Genomic DNA, 19,236 nt, shown 5'->3' on the forward strand with positions numbered 1-19,236 from the left:
CCATCGTGATAGCCCAGCCGTTTTCCACCTTTCTGAACTGGTCGCGATGGTTAGCCGCTGCTTTGGTGGTCATTGCCCACGCGCGGCACCTGCTTCTTGTTGATTACAGGCAGGTGCTCGCACCAAACATGGCCATCAAGGCACTCTATTTCTTCACTGGCCTTGGGCACGAGGCTGTCGTTGTCTTTTTCGTGATCAGCGGCTATCTGGTGGGGGGCTTGAGTTTGCAGAAATGGAGGACCAAGGGGGTCAACCTTGGCACCTATGCCGTCGCACGCGTAAGCCGCATATACACCGTCCTGATTCCTGGCCTTTTGCTGGGCGCGACCCTTGACTGGATCGGGTGGCATTTCTTCAACCATAGCGCCCTCTACACGGCCGCTGCGCAGTACGGAAGCTCTATGAACACGACGGTTTCCGAGAATCTCGGGCTGTCGACATTTCTTGGCAATCTCCTGATGCTGCAAGGGATAAGCGTGCCGCGTTTGGGCAGCAATGCGCCGCTGTGGAGCCTGGCCAACGAATGGTGGTACTACACGGCGTTCGCGCTGCTAGCCGGCGGGTTGCTAGCACCCAGTCGGGGGCGCAAGGCAGCCCTGTTGGTGCTACTGCTGCTGTTGACCGTACTGTTACCGCCACGCCTGATGCTGTGGGTGTGCGTGTGGTGCCTTGGTGTCGCCGCGGCAGAGTGGATAGAGCGTGGGCGGCGCTTCCCCCCGTTTTGGCTCGGCGCGCTCCTGTTCGGTGGCGCACTCATTGCGTCGCGGCTGAGCCATAACGTTGAAACCGCAGCTGACGAAGCCGGGGTTTTCTCAGGCTTTGGACGCGACCTGTTGTTTGGCCTCGCATACACCCTGTTGTTGGTCTGCGCAGCAACCGGCTTGCGCCGTGCGCCCAGCTTTTCCCGCCTGCACCATCGTCTTGCCGATTTCTCGTACAGCACCTATGTGATTCACTTCCCGGTGATGCTGCTGATGGTGGCTGTCGCGTTCTCCTTTGGCCTGGTCGGTGTTCAGGTACAGCCCACGACTTTCAACCTGACGTTCTTGTTCGTGTGGATCGCTTTGGTGTACGTCTGCTGCTACGGATTCTTTTGGTTGTTTGAAAGACATACCGACAAGATCAGGCGCGGCCTCGGCTCATTGCTTCTAGGGCAACCGAAAGCGCCTGCGCGGCCTTGAGCTGATCGGGCGTACATGCAGCCGATGTGACAACAGCGCAGCTGTGCGCAGCAATGAAAGCGGGAGCCGCGATGCATCGCACCGGGCTCCCGAAGTGGGGTGAAGCCAGCAGGTCTGGCGACAGCGTGGCGACCTTACAGGTTTGAAGCCTTCAGACCGGCAAGGCACGAACTCGCCGGGGTGACGCCATTCGAAATAAAGCCAAGCCAGTTGAGGCGCTTGAAGTTGGCTGTCTTCATGGCCAAGTTGTTGACGGTCACCTTCTCCCCGTTGGTCCGCGTCATCTCCAGCTTCCATACGCCGCTTGGCTGCGCCATGGGGGCCGTCACTTTGAACTTGATCCATTGCCCCACATCGACCGAGGCAACCGTAGTGCCACGGACTTGAACACCCTTGGAACTGATGAACATCGTCGGGCCGCCTTCATAGGGGCTGCCGTCATCGCGCCACTCGTGCCAGAAACTGGTGGCGGCATCGATCTGCAGGCTGAACTCGACCGTGGTGATCCCCGTCGTGTGGTTCAGCTTGGCATACGCCATCGGCTCGTAGGTATTTTGGAACGTGGCGTTGTCGTAGTAGGCCAAGCATTTGCCGCCCGGGGCGTCTGCCTTGTTGATGACCTTTATCGAGTTGGGATCGTTGCCGAGGATGTAGGTAAAGCCTGTCGAGGGCCGTGAACCAGCGGTCGTGCCGGCGATGTCGAGCGTCCATTCCAGGCCGGTTGCTACCAAGGCGGGTGCCAGCAGTTCCTTGCCGATCACCGCAGGCAGGGCTGGCGCAGGCAATGCAAGCACGGCAAGGGCGGCCGTGGTGCCTTTGATCCCCAGCGCTGTATTGATGACGGGCGTCCATGTCGCGGAGTTGCTGCTGACGGACAACGGTGCCGAGGTCGTCGTGATCGCCGTCTTGCTGGTGGTGCAGCCGGTGCCGCAGATCGAGTTGTCAACGGTGGTGCTGAGGTTGCTGGAGACCTCGTTGATGGAGGCCGCCACCTCTGGCGCCTTGGCCAGGTTGCCGAAGACCTGCGGCTTGTTGGAGACAAACAGGTTGGCGCGCACGGTCAGGTTGGTCGCGGTGTCCAGACGGCCGACGTTAACGTCCGGCGCGTCACTGGCCACGAACACATTGTTATGCAGCGTGTTGTCGCGACCGTATTGCAGGAAGTAGCCGCCGCTGTCCGTGCCAACCACGACATTGGTCTGCATGATGATGCCGCTGCTGCCCTGGTCGTTGTATAGGCCCCAGCCGCCACCGCCATTGCCACCGTAATGGCGCACCTCGCGGATCACGTTGTTCGTGATCGTGGTGCCTGGCGACTTGCCCAGTGTGTAGATGCCGCCCAGGTCGGCCATCTGGCCCTGGCCGATGTTGTAGAGCAGGTTGCCGTTGATCTTGTTGCGTCCAGAGCCGGCATCGGCGTAGCCCCAGGTCCAGCCCACCGAGATACCGGTGTAGGTTGTGCGGTAGACGTTGTTCCACTGCACCTGGTTGTCCCAGGTCTGGCCCAGCCAGATGGCCGCTGCGCCTGGGAAGACTTTGCCAGTCTCAGAGACGTTATTGCCGTTGATCTGATTGGCGCCGCTGGCGTAGGTGTCGCTGGGGCTCTGGCTGGTCAGGCCGACGCGAATGCCGCCCGCACCGGTGTTGGTGAAGGTCGAATTGCTGACCTTGGACTCCCGCACGCTGTCGCGCAGCCAGATACCCCAGGCCGCCGTCTGCGAGACCTGGCATTGATCGAAGACGATGGCGCGGGCTTTGTTGACCTCGATGGCGGCGCCCAGCTCGACTGCCGATTGGTGGTCGACGAAGCCGGTGGCAGGCGTCAGGAAGCGGGTGTGCGCGAACGACAGGCCGATGAAGCGCAGGTTCTGTACCTGCTTGGTGTTGGACTCGCCCTGGATGAGGAACAGCTTCTCGAGCAGGGGCAGGGTGGGCGTGACCGATTGGCCGGCTTCGTCGGCCTGGCGAATGTAGCGGATCACGCCGCTCTCGTAGATCCACTCGCCCGGCGCATCCAGTGCGGCGACGACGTTCTCCACGAAGTAGCGCTGCGACACGCCAAAGTTCTGGAAGGGCCAGAGCGACCGGGGCGTCACGCGCACCGCACCGGTGGGTGTGCCCAGCGTGTACAGGTGGTGGCGGCTGCTCGTCCACGAGTGCATCACGTCGACGATGGCGCGCGCCTTGTCGGCGGCACTGAGGTTGGCCATCCAGGTAAGGTCGGCAGCGGCCGGCGCAAAGGCCTCAGAGCCTTGGTTGTCTATCGGGTCGGTGGCAAGCACGATGGGCCGCTGGACGAACCACGCCGAACCGGCGTTGGGCTGGCGGGCCAGGATGGCGCGGCGGCCGTTGACATAGAGCTGTGAACCGCCGGGGATCACGGCGGCATCGACCGGCGCATTGAAGCTCAGCGCGGTGACCGTGCTGGGTGCCGTCTGCGTGCCAAGCGATTTGCCGCCGCTGATGGTGACCGTGCCGACCTGGCGCGCCTCATAACTGACAGGAGCCGCTGTCGTGCCGGAGTCGGACGAGTTGAACCCCAGCGTGCTGCTGAGCGGGTAGGTGCCGGGGCCGATCAGCACACGTACCGGCAGGCGGGTCGCCGAGCCGGCGAGCATGGCGGCCAGCTTGACGCGAGCGAGCGCTTGAGCGCGTGCCAATGTCAGGACGGGGCCGTCCGCGGCGCCGACGGTCTGGGTGGCCCCAGTCGCGGCGTCGCTGCCATTGGCTTCGACGTAGATGCGAACGTCGGACACCACTTCGGAGGTTGCCGCTGCGATCTTGGCGGTAGGGCCAGCTGTGGCGGCGGCCGTGCTCGCGACCGTGGTGCTATTGAGTTGGCCGCCCCCGCTCGTTGTCGCGAGGATGGTGACGCTGCCCTGCGTCTGCGTGCCGCTGCCGGACGTCGAGCTTCCAGGTGTCGTAGTGCTGCTGCCCGTCACGGTCGAGGTGGCAGCGCGCGCACCTGTCGTGGGTGTGGCTGCCGTCGTCACGGCTTGCGCAGCGGACGCCGCGGAAGCGGCCGATGCCGGGGCCTCAGCCGCCGAGGCTGCAGCGGCGCTGGCTACCGCAGCCGACGCGGAGCTGTCGACGGGAGCGACTGCGGCCTGCGAGTGCGAATCCGCGCTCCCGCCCCCGCCACCGCCACAGGCGGTCACGGCAAGCACTGAGCCAATGATGGCACTCGTCAGCGCGGACAGTTGCATGGGCGAACGGGAGGTGGATCGATACAGCATTGAAGGTGGGCCCGGTAAGAGGAAGCGGGCAAACGAGCCGCTCTAGTCAGCATTCTCTCGACTACGAAAAATCGCAAGCGCCAACTCTGCCGCGCTTCCAGAGCGCCATTCGTAACTCAATAAAACACGCGCCAATTAGTGCCCGCTCGTACGTTTGCTTACGGGGGTTAGGCACTCTCTCAGTGCATACCAAACAAATAGCGAGTTACCGACAAGATACCGCTTCCACAGGCGGCCAGGTTCCTGACCAAGGCGGAAGAGCCATTCGAGGCCCGATTCGCGCATCCATTTCGGCGCTTGTTTCTTGGTGCCGGCGATCAGCGCAAACGCCAGGCCCACACCGATGGCAACTGGCTTCAGCTGGCTGCGATGGGTGTCCATCCAGAATTCCTGCTTGGGGCAACCAAGGCCGACGAATACGATGCCTGCGCCCGACTCATTGATGCGCTGGACGATTTCGGCGTCGAAGGGCGGCTCGGCCGGCAGCATGGGCGGCGAGACCAGACCGGCGATCTGCAATGTGGGAAAGCTCGCCAGCAGATTGCGTTGCAGATGCTCGAGCTCCTCGGGCGTGCCGCCGTAGAAGAACACGCTGACCTGCTCCTGCGCAGCGCGTTCGGCCAGATCGAGCACAAGCCCCGGGCCATATACCCGTTCCGCGTCCTGACGCTGCTGGAAGGCGCGCAGCGCCCATACCAGGGGCATGCCGTCGGTCACGACGGTCGTGGCGTTCTCCATCAGCTGCGCAAGCCGCGGCGTGCGCTTTGCGCGGGTCAGCATGTCGACGTTGGCGACGCAGACCAGCCCGCCTTGTGCCTGCCGGGCCTGGGCCATGATTGACTCCACGGCCGTCGGCATGGAGCCGACAGACAGGCGAATGCCGAACAGCTTGGTTTCTGAGAGCGTGGAGTGACCAGGAAGCATGAGGCGGTTGCGTACGAGGGGCGCTTGAAGTTTCGAGCCGGAGCAACTTGGGCCAGGACAAGCTCGGACAGGGGCACGGATGGGGCGATGCGCGTGGGCGCTGCCGCTGGCGTCGGCAGGCAAATCGAGCCTGGATAGCCAACGTCGATCAGAATAGCGGCTTGACGGCGCGGCCGCGAGCTTTGCGAACATAGTTTTGGGGGATACGTCTTGAAGGTTTTGGTCACCGGCGCCGCCGGCTTCATCGGCATGCATGTCAGCCAGATCCTTCTGGCACGGGGCGACCAAGTCGTCGGCCTGGACAACCTCAACGACTATTACAGCCCCCAGCTCAAGCACGACCGCTTGGCGCGCCTGACGCCCAAGCCCGGTTTCAGCTTCGTGCAGATGGACGTGGCGGACCGCGCCGGCATGACCAAGCTCTTTGCCGACGAACGCTTCGATCGCGTGGTGCATCTGGCTGCCCAGGCCGGGGTGCGCTATTCCATCGAGAACCCGCACGCCTACATCGACAGCAACATCGTTGGCTTTACCAACATCCTGGAAGGCTGCCGCCACAGCGGCGTGCAGCATTTGGCCTACGCGTCCAGCTCCAGCGTCTACGGCGGCAACACGCTGATGCCGTTCTCTGAGCATCACAGCGTCGACCATCCCATCAGCCTCTACGCGGCGACGAAGAAGGCGAACGAACTGATGGCTCACACCTACTCGCACCTTTTCGGGTTGCCGACGACGGGCCTGCGCTTCTTCACGGTCTACGGTCCCTGGGGCCGGCCGGACATGGCGCTGTTCCTGTTCACCAAGGCCATCATCGAGGGGCGGCCCATCAACGTGTTCAACCACGGCAAGATGATTCGCGACTTCACCTATGTCGACGATATCGCCGAGGGCGTCGTGCGCGTGCTGGACCGCACGGCAACTTCCGATCCTGATTACGATCCCGCCAAGGCCGATCCGGCGCGCTCCAGCGCACCTTACCGGGTCTTCAACATTGGCAACCATGCGCCCATCCAGCTAATGAGCTTCATCGAGGCCATCGAGCAGGCCGTGGGCCGCGAGGCGGTCAAGAACTTCATGCCGCTGCAGGATGGCGACGTGCCGGCCACGCATGCCGATGTAGAAGAGCTGGCGGCATGGACGGACTTCCGCCCTGCCATGCCTGTACCCGAAGGCATCCAGCGCTTTGTCGCCTGGTATCGGGACTACTACAAGGTCTGATCCCAACGGCGCTGTCATGCGCCTGCGTTACAAACGCGTGAACCGTTTCTGCAAGAGGATAGAGAATGAAAGTCACCGCCATCGGCACCGGCTATGTCGGCCTAGTCACCGGGGCCTGCCTGGCCGAGATGGGCAACCACGTGGTTTGCCTGGACGTGAATCCCGAAAAGATCCGTGTCCTGAACGATGGCGAGATCCCCATCCACGAACCCGGTCTGCTGGAGGTGGTGCGCCGCAATGTGGCGGCCGGCCGCCTGCAGTTCACGACCGACGTGGACATGGCCGTCCAGCACGGCACGCTTCTCTTCATCGGCGTGGGCACGCCGCCCGACGAAGACGGCTCGGCCGACCTGCAATACGTGGTTTCCGCGGCCCGCTCCATCGGCCAACGCATGACCGACTACAAGGTCATCGTCGACAAGAGCACGGTGCCGGTCGGCACGGCCGACAAGGTCCGCGCCGCGGTCAAGGAAGAACTCGAAAAGCGCGGCCTGGGTGACATGGCCTATGCCGTCGTCTCCAACCCTGAGTTCCTGAAGGAAGGCGCGGCGGTCGACGACTTCATGAAGCCCGATCGTGTCGTCATCGGTTCCGACGATGAGCAGGCCACGCTGTTGATGCGCGCCTTGTACGCGCCTTTCAACCGCACCCAGGACCGCATGCTGGTCATGGACGTGAAGAGTGCCGAGTTCACCAAATACGCCGCCAACGCGATGCTGGCCACGCGCATTAGCTTCATGAACGAACTGGCCTTGTTGGCCGAGCGCGTCGGCGCCGACATCGAGCTGGTGCGCCGCGGTATCGGCTCGGACCCGCGCATCGGCTACCAGTTCCTCTATGCAGGGGCCGGCTACGGCGGTTCCTGCTTCCCCAAGGACGTCAAGGCGCTGGTCAAGACCGCTGCCGATAACGGTATCCCTCTGAAAGTGCTGACGGCCGTGGAAGAGGCCAATGAGCGTCAGAAGCGCGTGCTGGTCGACAAGGTTGTTGCGCGTTTCGGAGACGACCTCAAGGGCCGCCGCTTCGCCATCTGGGGCCTGGCCTTCAAGCCCAATACCGACGACATGCGCGAAGCACCGTCGCTGGTGGTCATCGACGAGCTGACGAAGCGCGGCGCGACGGTGGCGGCCTATGACCCGGTATCGATGCCCGAGACAGCCCGCGTGCTCGGCCCGCGCGACGACGTGACGCTGGTCGAGCGTGCCGAGGCGGCGCTGCAGGGTGCGGACGCGTTGCTGATCGTGACCGAATGGAAGGAGTTCCGCACGCCGGACTTCGACGCCATCAAGTCGACGCTCAAGGCGCCTGTCGTGTTCGACGGCCGCAATCTCTATGACCCCAAGCTGATGAAGGCGCTGGGCATCGACTATCGCGGCATTGGTCGTGGCTGAGAGCCGCCTTCGTTCAAAGCCGCACTAGGGCTGTGGCTTGAGGTCAAACGCCAGTTCTATCGCTTTGTCGCTGCCGTTGGTCCATGTCCAGCAGTAGCGTCCGGCCGATGGCGCTTCGACCTTGCCGTTGGCCCTCCAGCCGTCCGTCGAGGCTCCCACCGGCGTCTTGTGGCTGCCATCCATCTGGTAGATGGCGTAGCTCAGCGTCTGGGACGATTCGAAGGACCAGATCAGCTTCTGGTTTGCTTTGAGTTCGCCGCAAAACTCGTAGGTCTTGGCGGGCTGCACCTTGACGGTCCGGGTGTACCTGCCTTCGCCGAGCCATTTGATTTCGAGCGACTGCGCGGAAGCCGCACTGCAGGCGACCAAGGAAACAATCAGCGCGAGACAGCGGGCAAGGCGGCATGAGGGATTCTTCATGTTGAACAACTCCTGGCTCGTGCGCTCCGTGGAAGCCGAGCTAATCGAAACACCTGGCGGCGCCCAGCAGTGGGGCGGCCACATCCTTGGCTGACAGCTGAGGCGTGATGCCGTCCAGCGGCCAGGCGATGGCGATGCCGGGATCATCCCAGCGCACCGAGCCTTCGTACTCAGGCGCGTAGGGTCCGCTGGTCTTGTAGAGAAAATCCGCGGTTTCGCTGATGACGACGAAGCCATGGGCGAAACCGGGCGGGATCCAGATCTGGCGCTGGTTCTCGGCCGACAGCTCAAAGCCGACCCAGCGGCCGAAATTGGCGCTGGAGCGCCGCATGTCGACGGCCACGTCGAACACGGCGCCAGTCACGCAGCGCACGAGCTTGCCCTGGGGCTGCGGGTTGAGCTGGTAGTGCAGGCCGCGCAGCACGCCGCGCGAGGAGCGCGAATGGTTGTCCTGCACGAAGTGGACGTTGTAGCCCAGCGCCTTGTTGAAGCGTTCCTCGTTCCAGGTCTCCATGAAGAAGCCGCGAGCGTCGCCAAAGACCTTGGGCTCGATGAGCAGGACCTCGGGCAGGGCGGTGGGGATCACGTTCATGTCAGAAGGCGCGGTCGGTCAGCAGCTTGAGCAGGTACTGGCCGTAGCCATTCTTGGCGAGCGGCTTGGCCAGGGCCTCGACCTGGGCCGCGTCGATCCAACCGGCGCGGTAGGCAATCTCTTCCGGGCAGGCCACCTTCAGGCCCTGGCGCTTTTCCAGTGTGGCGATGAATTGGCCGGCTTCGAGCAGGCTGTCGTGGGTGCCGGTATCCAGCCAGGCATAGCCGCGGCCCATGATCTCGACATTGAGCTGGCCCTGGCGCAGGTATTGGGCGTTGACGTCGGTGATCTCGAGTTCGCCGCGGGCGCTGGGCTTGATGGCGGCGGCGATGTCGCAGACCTGTTCGTCGTAGAAGTACAAGCCCGTCACCGCGTAATTGCTCTTCGGGCTTTTCGGCTTTTCTTCGATGGACAGCGCGCGTTGCTGGGCATCAAAGTCGACCACGCCGTAACGCTCGGGGTCGGTCACGTGATAGGCGAAGACGCTGGCGCCGTTGTCGCGGCCGGTGGCGCTGCCGAGCAGGCCGGCAAAGTCATGGCCGTAGAAGATGTTGTCGCCCAGCACGAGGGCGCTGGGCGCGCCGCCAACGAAGTCGCGGCCGAGGATGAAGGCCTGGGCCAGGCCATCGGGGCTGGGCTGCACGCAATAGCTGATGTTCAAGCCCCAGCGTGCGCCATCGCCGAGCAGGGCTTCGAAGCGGGGGGTGTCCTGCGGGGTGCTGATCAGCAGGATGTCGCGAATGCCCGCGAGCATCAATGTGCTCAACGGGTAATAGACCATCGGCTTGTCATAGACCGGCAGCAGCTGCTTGCTGACGGCCAGTGTGGCCGGGTGCAACCGCGTGCCGGAGCCGCCTGCGAGGATGATGCCTTTGCGGTTCTTCATAGGGGTCCTAAAGGATTTCCTCGAGCATGCGCTGGACGCCCTGCTGCCAGGGTGGCAGGACGAGACCGAAGCGCTGCTGCAGCTTGGCGGTGGCCAGGCGCGAGTTCAGCGGGCGCTTGGCGGGCGTCGGATAGTCGCTCGTTGGAATGGCGAGGATCTGATCCGGCGCGACCTTGATGTTGGCGCCGCGGGCGCGTGCGAATTCGATGACGAAGCGGGCGTAGTCGTGCCAGCTCGTCGTACCGTCGGCCACCGCATGGTAGGTGCCAGTAAACGCGGGGTTCACGCGCGCGGCGCGAAGCATGTGCACGGTCAGGTCGGCGAGCAGTTCGGCCCCCGTGGGTGCACCGATCTGGTCGGCAATGACCTTGAGCTGCTCGCGCTCGGTGGCCAGGCGCAGCATGGTCTTGGCAAAGTTGCCGCCACGTGCCGCGTAGACCCAGCTGGTGCGCAGGATGAGGTGCTGGCAACCGCTGGCGCGGATGGCGTCTTCGCCCTCAGCCTTGGTTGCGCCATAGACGCTGAGCGGGCCGATGGGCGCCTCTTCGTCACGGGCATGGCTGCCGCTGCCGTCGAAGACGTAGTCGGTCGAGTAATGCACCAGCAGGGCGCCCATGCGCTTGGCCTCAATGGCGAGCAGGGCGGGCGCGGCGGCGTTGATCTGGCGGGCTAGCGCGGGCTCGCTCTCGGCCTTGTCGACGGCGGTGTGTGCAGCCGCATTGACGATGACATGGGGAGCGATGTCTCTGACCCGGGCCAGCAGCGCCTCGGGTTGGGTGAAGTCGGCACCGTCGTCATGGTCCATCGCGACGACCTCGCCGGCCACGGCCAGCGCGCGTTGCAACTCCCAGCCGACCTGGCCGCCCTTGCCGAGAAGGAGGATCTTCATGGCTCAGCTGTATTGCTTGGCGACCCAGTCCCGGTAGGCGCCGCTCTGCACGCGCGCGACCCATTCCGGATGGTCCAGATACCACTGCACCGTCTTGCGAATGCCGGTCTCGAAGGTCTCGGCCGGGCGCCATCCCAGTTCGCGCTCGATCTTGCGCGCGTCGATGGCGTAGCGGCGGTCGTGGCCGGGACGGTCCTTCACATAGGTGATTAGGCGCGCGTAGGGGCCGTCTGCCGAGGGCTTGAGTTCGTCGAGCAAGGCGCACACCGTCTTGACGATGTCGATGTTGGCTTTCTCGTTCCAGCCGCCGATGTTGTAGGTCTCGCCCACCTTGCCACCGGCCAGCACGGCGCGGATGCCGCTGCAATGGTCGGTCACGTAGAGCCAGTCGCGGATCTGCTGGCCGTCGCCGTAGACGGGCAGGGGCTTGCCCGCCAGCGCGTTGACGATCATCAGCGGGATCAGCTTCTCGGGGAAGTGATAGGGCCCGTAGTTGTTCGAACAGTTGGTGGTGACGACCGGCAGGCCATAGGTGTGGTGCCAGGCGCGCACGAGATGGTCGCTGGCGGCCTTGCTGGCCGAGTACGGACTGTTGGGCTCGTAGGGATTGGTTTCGGCAAAAGGCGGGTCCGACGGTTTCAGCGAGCCATAGACCTCGTCGGTCGAGACGTGATGGAAGCGGAAGGCCGCCTTGGCCTCATCCGCCAGCCCGCCCCAGTAGGCGCGCGTAGCCTCCAGCAGCGTAAAGGTGCCGTCGACGTTCGTCTTCATGAAGGCGCCCGGGCCATGGATGGAGCGGTCCACATGGCTCTCGGCCGCGAAATGGACGATGGCGCGAGGCTGGTGCGTGGCCAGCAGTTGGTCGATCTGCGCACGATCGCAGATGTCGCCCTTGACGAAGACGTGGCGCGCATCGCCGTCCAGCGAGGCCAGGTTCTCGAGGTTGCCGGCATAGGTCAGCACATCGAGGTTGACGACGGGCTCGTCGGATTGGCGCAGCCAGTCCAGCACGAAGTTGCTGCCGATGAAACCGGCACCGCCGGTGACCAGGATCGTCATGTCGTCATTCTCAATGGGGTCCGGGACGGCATGCTAGACGGGGAAGCGGCATGCAAGCCGCCGAAAAGCCGGAACTTTCAGGCCCGCCCGTAGGTGTCCTCGAAGCGGACGATGTCGTCCTCGCCCAGGTAGGAGCCGGACTGCACCTCGATGATCTCCAGCGGCACCTTGCCCGGGTTGGCCAGGCGGTGGGTCTGGCCCAGCGGGATGTAGGTGGATTGGTTCTCGGTCAGCAGGATGGTCTTGTCGCCGTTGACGATCTCGGCCGTGCCGCTGACGACGATCCAGTGCTCCGCGCGGTGGTGGTGCATCTGCAGGCTCAGGGACGCGCCGGGCTTGACCATGATGCGCTTGACCTGGAAGCGCTCGCCCGAATCGATGCTGTCATACCAGCCCCATGGGCGGTGCACCTTGCGGTGCAGGGCATGTTCGCCGCGTTGTTCGGCGCCCAGGCGGTTGACGATCTGCTTGACCTCCTGGCTGCGCGAACGGTCGCTGACGAGCACGGCATCGGCCGTCTCGACGACGACGATGTCCGTCAGGCCCACGACGCCCACAAGGCGGCTGGTGGCGTGGACCAGGGTGTTCTTGCTGTCGGCGAACAGGGCGTCACCGACGAAGGCATTGCCATCGGCATCCTTGTCGGCCACCTGCCAGACGGCCTCCCAGGCACCCAGGTCGTTCCAGCCGGCATCCAGCGCGACCATGCGCAGGGGGATGTCCGTCCCGGGGCAGCGCTCCATGACGGCGTAGTCGACGGATTCGCTGGGCACGGCGGCGAACTCCGGCTTGCCGGGGCGCACGAATTTGGCGTCGGTCTTGCGCGCGTCCCAGGCGGCGCGCGTGGCGGTGGCGATGTCGGGGCGGAAGCGCTCCAGCGCCTTCATCCAGACGCTGGCGCGCAGCACGAACATGCCGCTGTTCCAGWAGTAATCGCCTTCGGCCAGATAGCGCTCGGCCGTCTCGAGGTTGGGCTTCTCGACGAACTGCGCGACCGCCAGGCCGGCGGAGTCACCCGAGGTGCGGATATAGCCATAGCCCGTCTCGGGCCGGTCCGGCGTGATGCCGAGGATGGCGATGGCACCCTCGGCGGCGATGCGAACCGCATCCTGCAGCGCCTTGGTGAACGCGGCGGGGTTGGTGACGGTCTGGTCGGCCGGGGTGACGACGAGCACCGGATCCTTGCCACCCTCAAGCGCGGCCAACGCGGCCAGCGTCAGCGCCGGCGCCGTGTTGCGGCCCAGCGGCTCCAGCAGCACGCTGCTGGGCTCCTGCCGGGTCTCGCGCAGTTGGTCCAGCACGAGAAAACGGTGCTCCTCGTTGCCGACGATGCAGGGGCCGGCCAGCTCGAATTCGGGCGAGGCCAGCGCAGCCAGGCGGCGCGCAGCCAACTGGAACAGGCTTTCGTTGCCCGACAGCACGAGGAACTGCTTGGGATAGCCGCTGCGCGACAGTGGCCAGAGCCGGGTGCCTGAGCCGCCGGCCATGATGACGGGTTGGACTTGAATCATGCGGGGTGAAATCCGTGGGGGTTGAGTTGTTGCCAGCGCCAGCTGTCCTGGCACATGCGGGCGAGATCGAGTTTGGCTTGCCAGCCGAGCATTTCGCGTGCCAGCGCCGGGTCGGCCCAGCAGGCCGCGATGTCGCCGGGGCGGCGCGCGACGATTTCGTAGGGCACGCTGCGGCCGCTGGCGGCCTCGTAGGCGCGCACCAGATCGAGCACGCTGTAGCCCTGGCCGGTGCCGAGGTTGACGGTCAGCGAGCCGGTGTTGGCCAGCAGCCAGCGCAATGCGGCGACATGGCCCTCGGCCAGATCGCTGACATGGATGTAGTCGCGCACCCCGGTGCCGTCAGGCGTCGGGTAGTCATTGCCAAAGACCGAGAGCTTGGCGCGCCGGCCCACCGCCACCTGGGCGACATAGGGCATCAGATTGTTGGGCGTGCCGCGCGGGTCTTCGCCGATGCGGCCACTCTCATGGGCGCCGACCGGGTTGAAATAGCGCAGGCAGGCGGTCTGCCAAGCTGACTCTGCGATGCCGAGGTCGTGCAGGATCTGCTCGCCCATCAGCTTGGTSGCGCCRTAGGGGTTGGTCGASGAGGTCGRYGCGTCCTCGCGCAGSGGCAGYTTKTCSGGWGCGCCGTAGACGGTGGCGCTGGAGCTGAACACCATGCGCRTGCARCCRTGGCGYTTCATGRCCTCGCAGGTRTTGACCAGSCCRCCGASGTTGTTGCGGTAGTAGGCCAGCGGCTGGCTGACCGATTCGCCAACGGCCTTGTAGGCGGCGAAGTGCACGACCGCGGCTGGCCGGTAGCTGCCGAAGATCTCGTCCATGGCCGCAGCGTCACAGACGTCGGCGCGCTCGAACTCGATGGGCGCGCTGGCGAGTTCGGCCAGGCGCTCCAGCACGACAGGAGAACTGTTGACGAAGTTGTCGACGCCCACGACACGGTAGCCCGCCTGTTGCAACGCCAGCCAGGTGTGCGATGCGATGTAGCCGGCGGCCCCGGTGAGCAGGATGGTGGTCATCAGTAGAGGATGACTTGGCCGGTGCAGCCATAGCTGCTGGCGCTGTAGACGTACAGTGGCACGCTGCTGTCCCGGCTGGCATGGTCGTACTGGCAGCCCAGGCTGATGCCGCGCGAGAAGGYCCAGCGCAGGCCGAGGTTGTAGGTCTTGCTGGCCTCGAAGGCATCAAAGAGGGCGGTGGACGCCTCGGTGGTGCGCCGCGTACGCTTGTCGGCGGCATTGGCGCTGAGGCTGAGCTTGCCGGTGAGGGCGTAGTTGCTGCCAAGCTGCCAGGTCGTGTAGATGCGGTTCACGTCCGGCGCGCGGACGACGCTCTCCTGGCCCGTGTCGCGGGAGTACTGCAGGTTGAACTGCAGCTTGGCCGTCGGCTGCCAGTTCCAGCCGACGGAGCCGGTCGTGCCACTGAAGTCGCTCAGGACCTGGAGACTGTTCTTGGTTTTGCTGCGGCTGATGCGGGTGTTCAGCGTGCTGCGGCCGCCGGTACTCCAGCGCACGGTGAAGTCGATGTCGTCGCGCGTGTAGTCGTTGGGCTCCGTAAGCGCCCTGGGCTGCAGGGTGGCGGGGTCGATCGTGAAGAAGCCGTTGGGATAGCGAGGGTTCTGGCCCTTGCTGTGGCGGGCGACCAGCCCCAGCCTCACATTGCCTCCTGGCATGGCGTAGACGCCCAGGGAAGCGGTGTTCTGGTGGTAGGCGAAGCGGTCGTATTCTTCAGCGGTGAATTCACGCCGGCGATACAGCCAGCCGCCTTCCAGGGAGTAGCGCGTGCCGACGCCCAAGCGCGCAACCGCTTGGTATTCGTCGTTGCGCTCGTTGTTCTTCTTGAAGATCTGCGTGACGCCGTTGCCGACGTTGAAGTCGGCCAGCGAGCGGTCCGATTTGGCACTCAGCGTGCCGGAGAGGTCGCCAACGGTCTGCCAGTCCAGCGCTGCTCGTGCTGTGTAGGACAGATTGTTCAGTTCGCGGTTGTTGCGGTAGCGGTTGTCCTGCACCGAACCATCCAGCCTGAGGTGCTGGCGCCCTAGTCGCTCGTCCAGCCCGCCGAGCAGGCCGATGCTGACCACGTTGTCGTTGTTGCTCGCGCTGCTCTCGCGGAAGATGTTGGAGACATGGGTGACGCCCAGCGAGCCACCGATGTAGAAAGGGGCGGTGTCGTCCGTCTGCGCCCACGCCGGCTGTCCCAAGGCAGCGACCGCGGCGGCAAGTGCTACAAGCCGCGCTGTGGTGGAGATTCGAATGGGCTTAAAAGGCATGTCGATCAAACACCACCAGCCTTACCGTCCGCAGAATGATCTGCAGATCGAGGGCCAGTGACCAGTTGCGCAGGTATTCCAGATCGTATTCGACGCGCGCCACCATCTTGTCGATGGTGTCGGTCTCGCCGCGCAGGCCATTCACCTGGGCCCAGCCGGTGATGCCCGGCTTGACCTTGTGGCGCACCATGTAGGCCTTGATGATCTTGCGGTATTCCTCGTTGTGGGCCACGGCGTGCGGGCGCGGCCCGACGATGCTCATGCGACCCTGCAGCACATTGATGAATTGCGGCAGTTCGTCCAGCGAGGTGCGGCGGATGAAGGCGCCAAAGGGCGTGATGCGCGCGTCGCCCTTGGTGGCCTGTTTGACCACGGGACCATTGTCCTGTGTCCGCATCGAGCGGAACTTGTAGACGATGATCTCCTCGCCATCCAGGCCGTTGCGCTTCTGCCTGAAAATGACAGGGCCTGGTGAGCTGAGCTTCACGCCAATGGCCAGGGCAAGCAGGATGGGCGAGATGAGGATCAGGATCAATGTGGCCAGAATGACGTCGCTGACGCGCTTGATCAGCTGGTTGGTGCCGGTGAAGGGCGTCTCGCAGATGCCGACCACCGGCACGCCCGAGATGTCCTGCAGGCGGCCCTGGATGATGCTGATGCCGAACACGTCGGGCACGAAGAACAGCGAGGCCGTCGTGCCCTGCACCTGTTCCAGCAACTCGACGATGCGAGGCTGCGACCCCAGGGGCAGGGTGATGTAGACCTCGCGCACGCCCTTGTCGCGCACGAACTCGCTGAGCTGGGGCAGGGTGCCCAGGATGGAGGCGCCGGCTTCCGGGTGCAGGCGCTCAGGCGCACGGTCGTCGAAATAGCCCAGGCAGACGACGCCCTGAGAGTCGCGCAGCGCTCGCGCCACCTTGTGGCCCAGCACGCCCGCGCCGACGACGACCGCCGTGCGGCGCGCGCCCGGGTCGCGTGCCCGCCATTGCTGGATGCGCCGGCCCGTCTCGATGGCGGCGATCTGGACGGCAGGTGTGATGACGGCCCACCACAGCAGCACCTCGTCCTCGAAATAGTGCAGGCTGTTGGTGGCGTAGCCGCACAGCAGCAGGATGCCCAGCAGCACCAGCCAGGAGGACAGCACGTCCACAAGGGCGCTGGCCGGGTGGTCGCTGAAGCGGTTGCGGCCCGGGAAGGTGAGGGCGAAGACGAGCAGGCACAGCGTCAGGGTGGGGCGCAGCACCGGCTCGTCGAAGTGACCGTTCACGACAAGAAAGGTCAGAACGATGATGCCGGGCTCCAGGAAAGCGGCGATCAGGGATTCGACCGACTGCGGTGCGCTGTAGAACGTCCTCTTGTAGCTGCGGTCCTCAAACATCTTGGTGGGTTTGGTAGTCCTCGGGTCAGGGTGTACCCGAGGCTGAAAAGGATCAGGGATTCTCTACCAACAAATTTGACGGCCGAACCGTCGGCGTCCCCTGTTCATGGTCCGCTGCCTACAATCTTGTATATGTCTGCTTCCTGGCCCCTGCCGCCCCTGCCGCCCCTGCCTCCGCTGCCGTCCATCTCGCCCTTGCTGATGCCGGCCCTGCAGGATCGCCTTGTTTTGCTGATCAACCATGTCGTGTCGCGGGAGCCCATCGCGGCGCAACGCCTGCGGCCGCTGGCTGGGCGTGGGCTCGTCGTCCACCTGGCAGGCTGGCCTAGCCTGCTGCCGGCGGCGCCTGATTTGATACTCGGTGTCACACCAGCGGGTCTTTTTGAACGCCTGGACGCCGCCCCGGCAGGCGCCGGCGGCCTGCGCATCGAGATCGATGCATCCAACCCCGCCAAGCTGGCTCTGGGTGCATTCACGGGAGAGGCGCCCACCGTCAGCGTGCAGGGCGATGCCGCTTTCGCTGGCGAGATGCACTGGTTGATGGACAACCTGCGCTGGGACATCGAGGACGATCTGGCCGGCATCGTCGGGCCGCTGCCCGCCCGCCAGCTCGCCCAGTTCGGCCGCACCTTGCGGCGCACGTTGTCGGGCATGGCCGCGCGTTTTGCGACGACGACGTCCGGTAGCGGCGCATGAGGTTTGTCTCGCGGCTGCTGGTCATTCTGTGGACGGTCTGGCGCTTCGGTCTCGATGATCTGGCCTTGTCGGGCCTGCGTCGCAAGCGCTTCAGGCTGCTGCGTCGCCTGACCCGGCTGGGCCGGCGCTGGCAGCAGCCGCGCGGCGTGCGCCTGCGGCTGGCGCTGGAGCACCTCGGCCCCATCTTCGTCAAGTTCGGCCAGGTGCTGTCGACGCGGCGCGACCTGCTGCCGCTCGATGTCGCGCTGGAGCTGGCCAAGCTGCAGGACCGCGTGCCGCCCTTCCCGGCGGCGCTGTCGCGTGAAATCGTCGAGCGCGCCTTCGGCCGGCCGCTGGAGGAACTGTTCGCCACCTTCGACGCCGAGCCAGTGGCCAGCGCCAGCATCGCCCAAGTGCATTTCGCGACGCTGAAGGACGGCCGCGAGGTCGCCGTCAAGGTGCTGCGCCCCGGCATGCTGGACATCATCGACGACGACCTGTGGCTGATGCGCCAGCTGGCCGTCTGGATCGAGCGCTTCTCCGCCGATGGCCGGCGCCTGAAACCGCGCGAGGTGGTTGCTGAGTTCGACACTTATCTGCACGACGAGCTGGACTTGGTGCGCGAGGCCGCCAATGCCGCCCAGCTGCGCCGCAACATGGCCGAGCTGGATCTGATCATGGTGCCCGAGATGCACTGGGACCTGTGCAGCTCCGAGGTCATCGTCATGGAGCGCATGAAGGGCGTGCCGATCTCGCACCGCCCGGCGCTGGAGGCGGCCGGCATCGACATCCCCAAGCTGGCCCGCGACGGCGTGACCATCTTCTTCACCCAGGTGTTTCGCGACGGCTTCTTCCACGCCGACATGCACCCGGRCAACATCCAGGTGAGCCTGGCGCCCGAGACCTTCGGCCGCTACGTCGCGCTGGACTTCGGCATCATGGGCACGCTGACCGAGGTGGACAAGGACTACCTCGCCCAGAACTTCATCGCCTTCTTCCAGCGCGACTACAAGCGCGTCGCCGAGCTGCACATCGCTTCCGGCTGGGTGCCGCCCGAAACCCGGGTCGATGCGCTGGAAAGCGCCGTCCGCGCCGTCTGCGAGCCTCATTTCGACCGGCCGCTGAAGGACATTTCGCTGGGCCAGGTGCTGATGCGGCTGTTCCAGACCTCGCGCCGCTTCAACGTCGAGATCCAGCCCCAGCTGGTGTTGCTGCAGAAGACGCTGTTGAACGTTGAGGGCCTGGGCCGCCAGCTCGATCCCGAACTCGACCTCTGGGCCACGGCCAAGCCCTTCCTGGAGCGCTGGATGAACGAGCAGGTCGGCTGGCCGGCGTTCAACAAGCAGTTGATGAAGGAGGCGCCGCGCTTCGCACAGCTCATCCCCGAGCTGCCGCGCCTGCTGCACGACGCCCTCAAGAGCCAGGCCCGGCGTGCCGACGACGCCGAGACCCGCGCTCTCGTGCGCGAGCTGCGGCGCACCAACCGGCTACTTTCCGGTTTGCTCTGGGGCGCCGCGGGCTTTGCCATCGGCGTCGCCGTGGCTTGGCTGACCGTGCGCTTTCTGGACATCAGCCCCTAGCGAGGCTCGCCAGCCGCGCCCTCATAATCC

16 protein-coding genes are annotated in these 19,236 nt (G+C 65.0%); 5 read left to right on the forward strand and 11 right to left on the reverse strand.

Annotation, left to right across the window (positions count from 1 at the left end; genetic code table 11):
* Window positions 1–5: 5 nt before the first annotated feature.
* Entirely contained in the window at window positions 6–1,181 is a 1,176-nt protein-coding gene (locus ACXJKJ_RS14605; protein ID WP_457390664.1) for an acyltransferase family protein, read from the forward strand.
* 134 nt (window positions 1,182–1,315) lie between these two features.
* On the opposite strand, the gene ACXJKJ_RS14610 is transcribed toward ACXJKJ_RS14605, so the two are convergent.
* Both ACXJKJ_RS14610 and ACXJKJ_RS14615 read right to left on the reverse strand, forming a co-directional pair.
* Complete coding sequence (locus tag ACXJKJ_RS14610) at window positions 1,316–4,174, reverse strand: right-handed parallel beta-helix repeat-containing protein (protein WP_457390634.1); 2,859 nt, start codon at window positions 4,172–4,174, stop codon at window positions 1,316–1,318.
* Window positions 4,175–4,552: 378 nt separating this feature from the next.
* Entirely contained in the window at window positions 4,553–5,341 is a 789-nt protein-coding gene (locus ACXJKJ_RS14615) for a WecB/TagA/CpsF family glycosyltransferase (protein WP_457390635.1), read from the reverse strand.
* A gap of 210 nt (window positions 5,342–5,551) precedes the next feature.
* Between ACXJKJ_RS14615 and ACXJKJ_RS14620 the strand changes: the two genes are divergently transcribed.
* Together ACXJKJ_RS14620 and ACXJKJ_RS14625 are read left to right on the forward strand one after the other, a co-directional pair.
* Window positions 5,552–6,559: an NAD-dependent epimerase gene (locus tag ACXJKJ_RS14620; protein ID WP_457390637.1), complete on the forward strand. Its 1,008-nt coding sequence runs from the start codon at window positions 5,552–5,554 to the stop codon at window positions 6,557–6,559.
* 65 nt (window positions 6,560–6,624) lie between these two features.
* Complete coding sequence (locus ACXJKJ_RS14625) at window positions 6,625–7,950, forward strand: UDP-glucose dehydrogenase family protein (RefSeq protein WP_457390638.1); 1,326 nt, start codon at window positions 6,625–6,627, stop codon at window positions 7,948–7,950.
* A 24-nt stretch (window positions 7,951–7,974) separates the two neighbouring features.
* Here ACXJKJ_RS14625 and ACXJKJ_RS14630 read toward each other — a convergent pair whose 3' ends face one another.
* The 9 genes from ACXJKJ_RS14630 to ACXJKJ_RS14670 form a co-directional block, all read right to left on the reverse strand.
* Window positions 7,975–8,370, reverse strand: a complete 396-nt coding sequence (locus tag ACXJKJ_RS14630; RefSeq protein WP_457390640.1) for a hypothetical protein — start codon at window positions 8,368–8,370, stop codon at window positions 7,975–7,977.
* Window positions 8,371–8,410: 40 nt separating this feature from the next.
* On the reverse strand, window positions 8,411–8,962 hold the full coding sequence (gene rfbC, locus ACXJKJ_RS14635; RefSeq protein WP_457390642.1) for a dTDP-4-dehydrorhamnose 3,5-epimerase: 552 nt from the start codon (window positions 8,960–8,962) through the stop codon (window positions 8,411–8,413).
* 1 nt (window position 8,963) lies between these two features.
* Window positions 8,964–9,848 (reverse strand): glucose-1-phosphate thymidylyltransferase RfbA, encoded by an 885-nt coding sequence (gene rfbA / locus ACXJKJ_RS14640; RefSeq protein ID WP_457390643.1) that lies wholly within the window; start codon window positions 9,846–9,848, stop codon window positions 8,964–8,966.
* A 7-nt stretch (window positions 9,849–9,855) separates the two neighbouring features.
* Window positions 9,856–10,737, reverse strand: coding sequence for a dTDP-4-dehydrorhamnose reductase (rfbD, locus tag ACXJKJ_RS14645; protein WP_457390644.1), 882 nt, complete (start codon window positions 10,735–10,737; stop codon window positions 9,856–9,858).
* A gap of 3 nt (window positions 10,738–10,740) precedes the next feature.
* Window positions 10,741–11,796, reverse strand: coding sequence for a dTDP-glucose 4,6-dehydratase (gene rfbB, locus ACXJKJ_RS14650; protein WP_457390645.1), 1,056 nt, complete (start codon window positions 11,794–11,796; stop codon window positions 10,741–10,743).
* Window positions 11,797–11,873: 77 nt separating this feature from the next.
* On the reverse strand, window positions 11,874–13,307 hold the full coding sequence (locus tag ACXJKJ_RS14655; RefSeq protein ID WP_457390646.1) for a mannose-1-phosphate guanylyltransferase/mannose-6-phosphate isomerase: 1,434 nt from the start codon (window positions 13,305–13,307) through the stop codon (window positions 11,874–11,876).
* Entirely contained in the window at window positions 13,304–14,323 is a 1,020-nt protein-coding gene (gene galE / locus ACXJKJ_RS14660) for a UDP-glucose 4-epimerase GalE (protein ID WP_457390648.1), read from the reverse strand. Before galE ends, ACXJKJ_RS14655 begins: the two co-directional genes overlap by 4 nt.
* Window positions 14,323–15,504: a hypothetical protein gene (locus ACXJKJ_RS14665; RefSeq protein WP_457390650.1), complete on the reverse strand. Its 1,182-nt coding sequence runs from the start codon at window positions 15,502–15,504 to the stop codon at window positions 14,323–14,325. The genes galE and ACXJKJ_RS14665 overlap by 1 nt, the downstream gene beginning before the upstream one ends.
* A gap of 58 nt (window positions 15,505–15,562) precedes the next feature.
* Complete coding sequence (locus ACXJKJ_RS14670; RefSeq protein ID WP_457390652.1) at window positions 15,563–16,951, reverse strand: undecaprenyl-phosphate glucose phosphotransferase; 1,389 nt, start codon at window positions 16,949–16,951, stop codon at window positions 15,563–15,565.
* A 132-nt stretch (window positions 16,952–17,083) separates the two neighbouring features.
* Between ACXJKJ_RS14670 and ACXJKJ_RS14675 the strand changes: the two genes are divergently transcribed.
* Both ACXJKJ_RS14675 and ubiB read left to right on the forward strand, forming a co-directional pair.
* The gene (locus ACXJKJ_RS14675; protein ID WP_457390653.1) at window positions 17,084–17,647 is read left to right on the forward strand and encodes a hypothetical protein; all 564 of its coding nucleotides are present in this window, start codon (window positions 17,084–17,086) and stop codon (window positions 17,645–17,647) included.
* Window positions 17,644–19,206 carry a ubiquinone biosynthesis regulatory protein kinase UbiB gene (ubiB, locus tag ACXJKJ_RS14680; RefSeq protein WP_457390654.1) on the forward strand — a complete coding sequence of 521 codons (1,563 nt, stop codon included), beginning with the start codon at window positions 17,644–17,646 and terminating at the stop codon, window positions 19,204–19,206. The genes ACXJKJ_RS14675 and ubiB overlap by 4 nt, the downstream gene beginning before the upstream one ends.
* The last annotated feature ends 30 nt before the right edge of the window (window positions 19,207–19,236 follow it).

It is taken from the genome of Roseateles sp. P5_E1, from assembly GCF_054049335.1.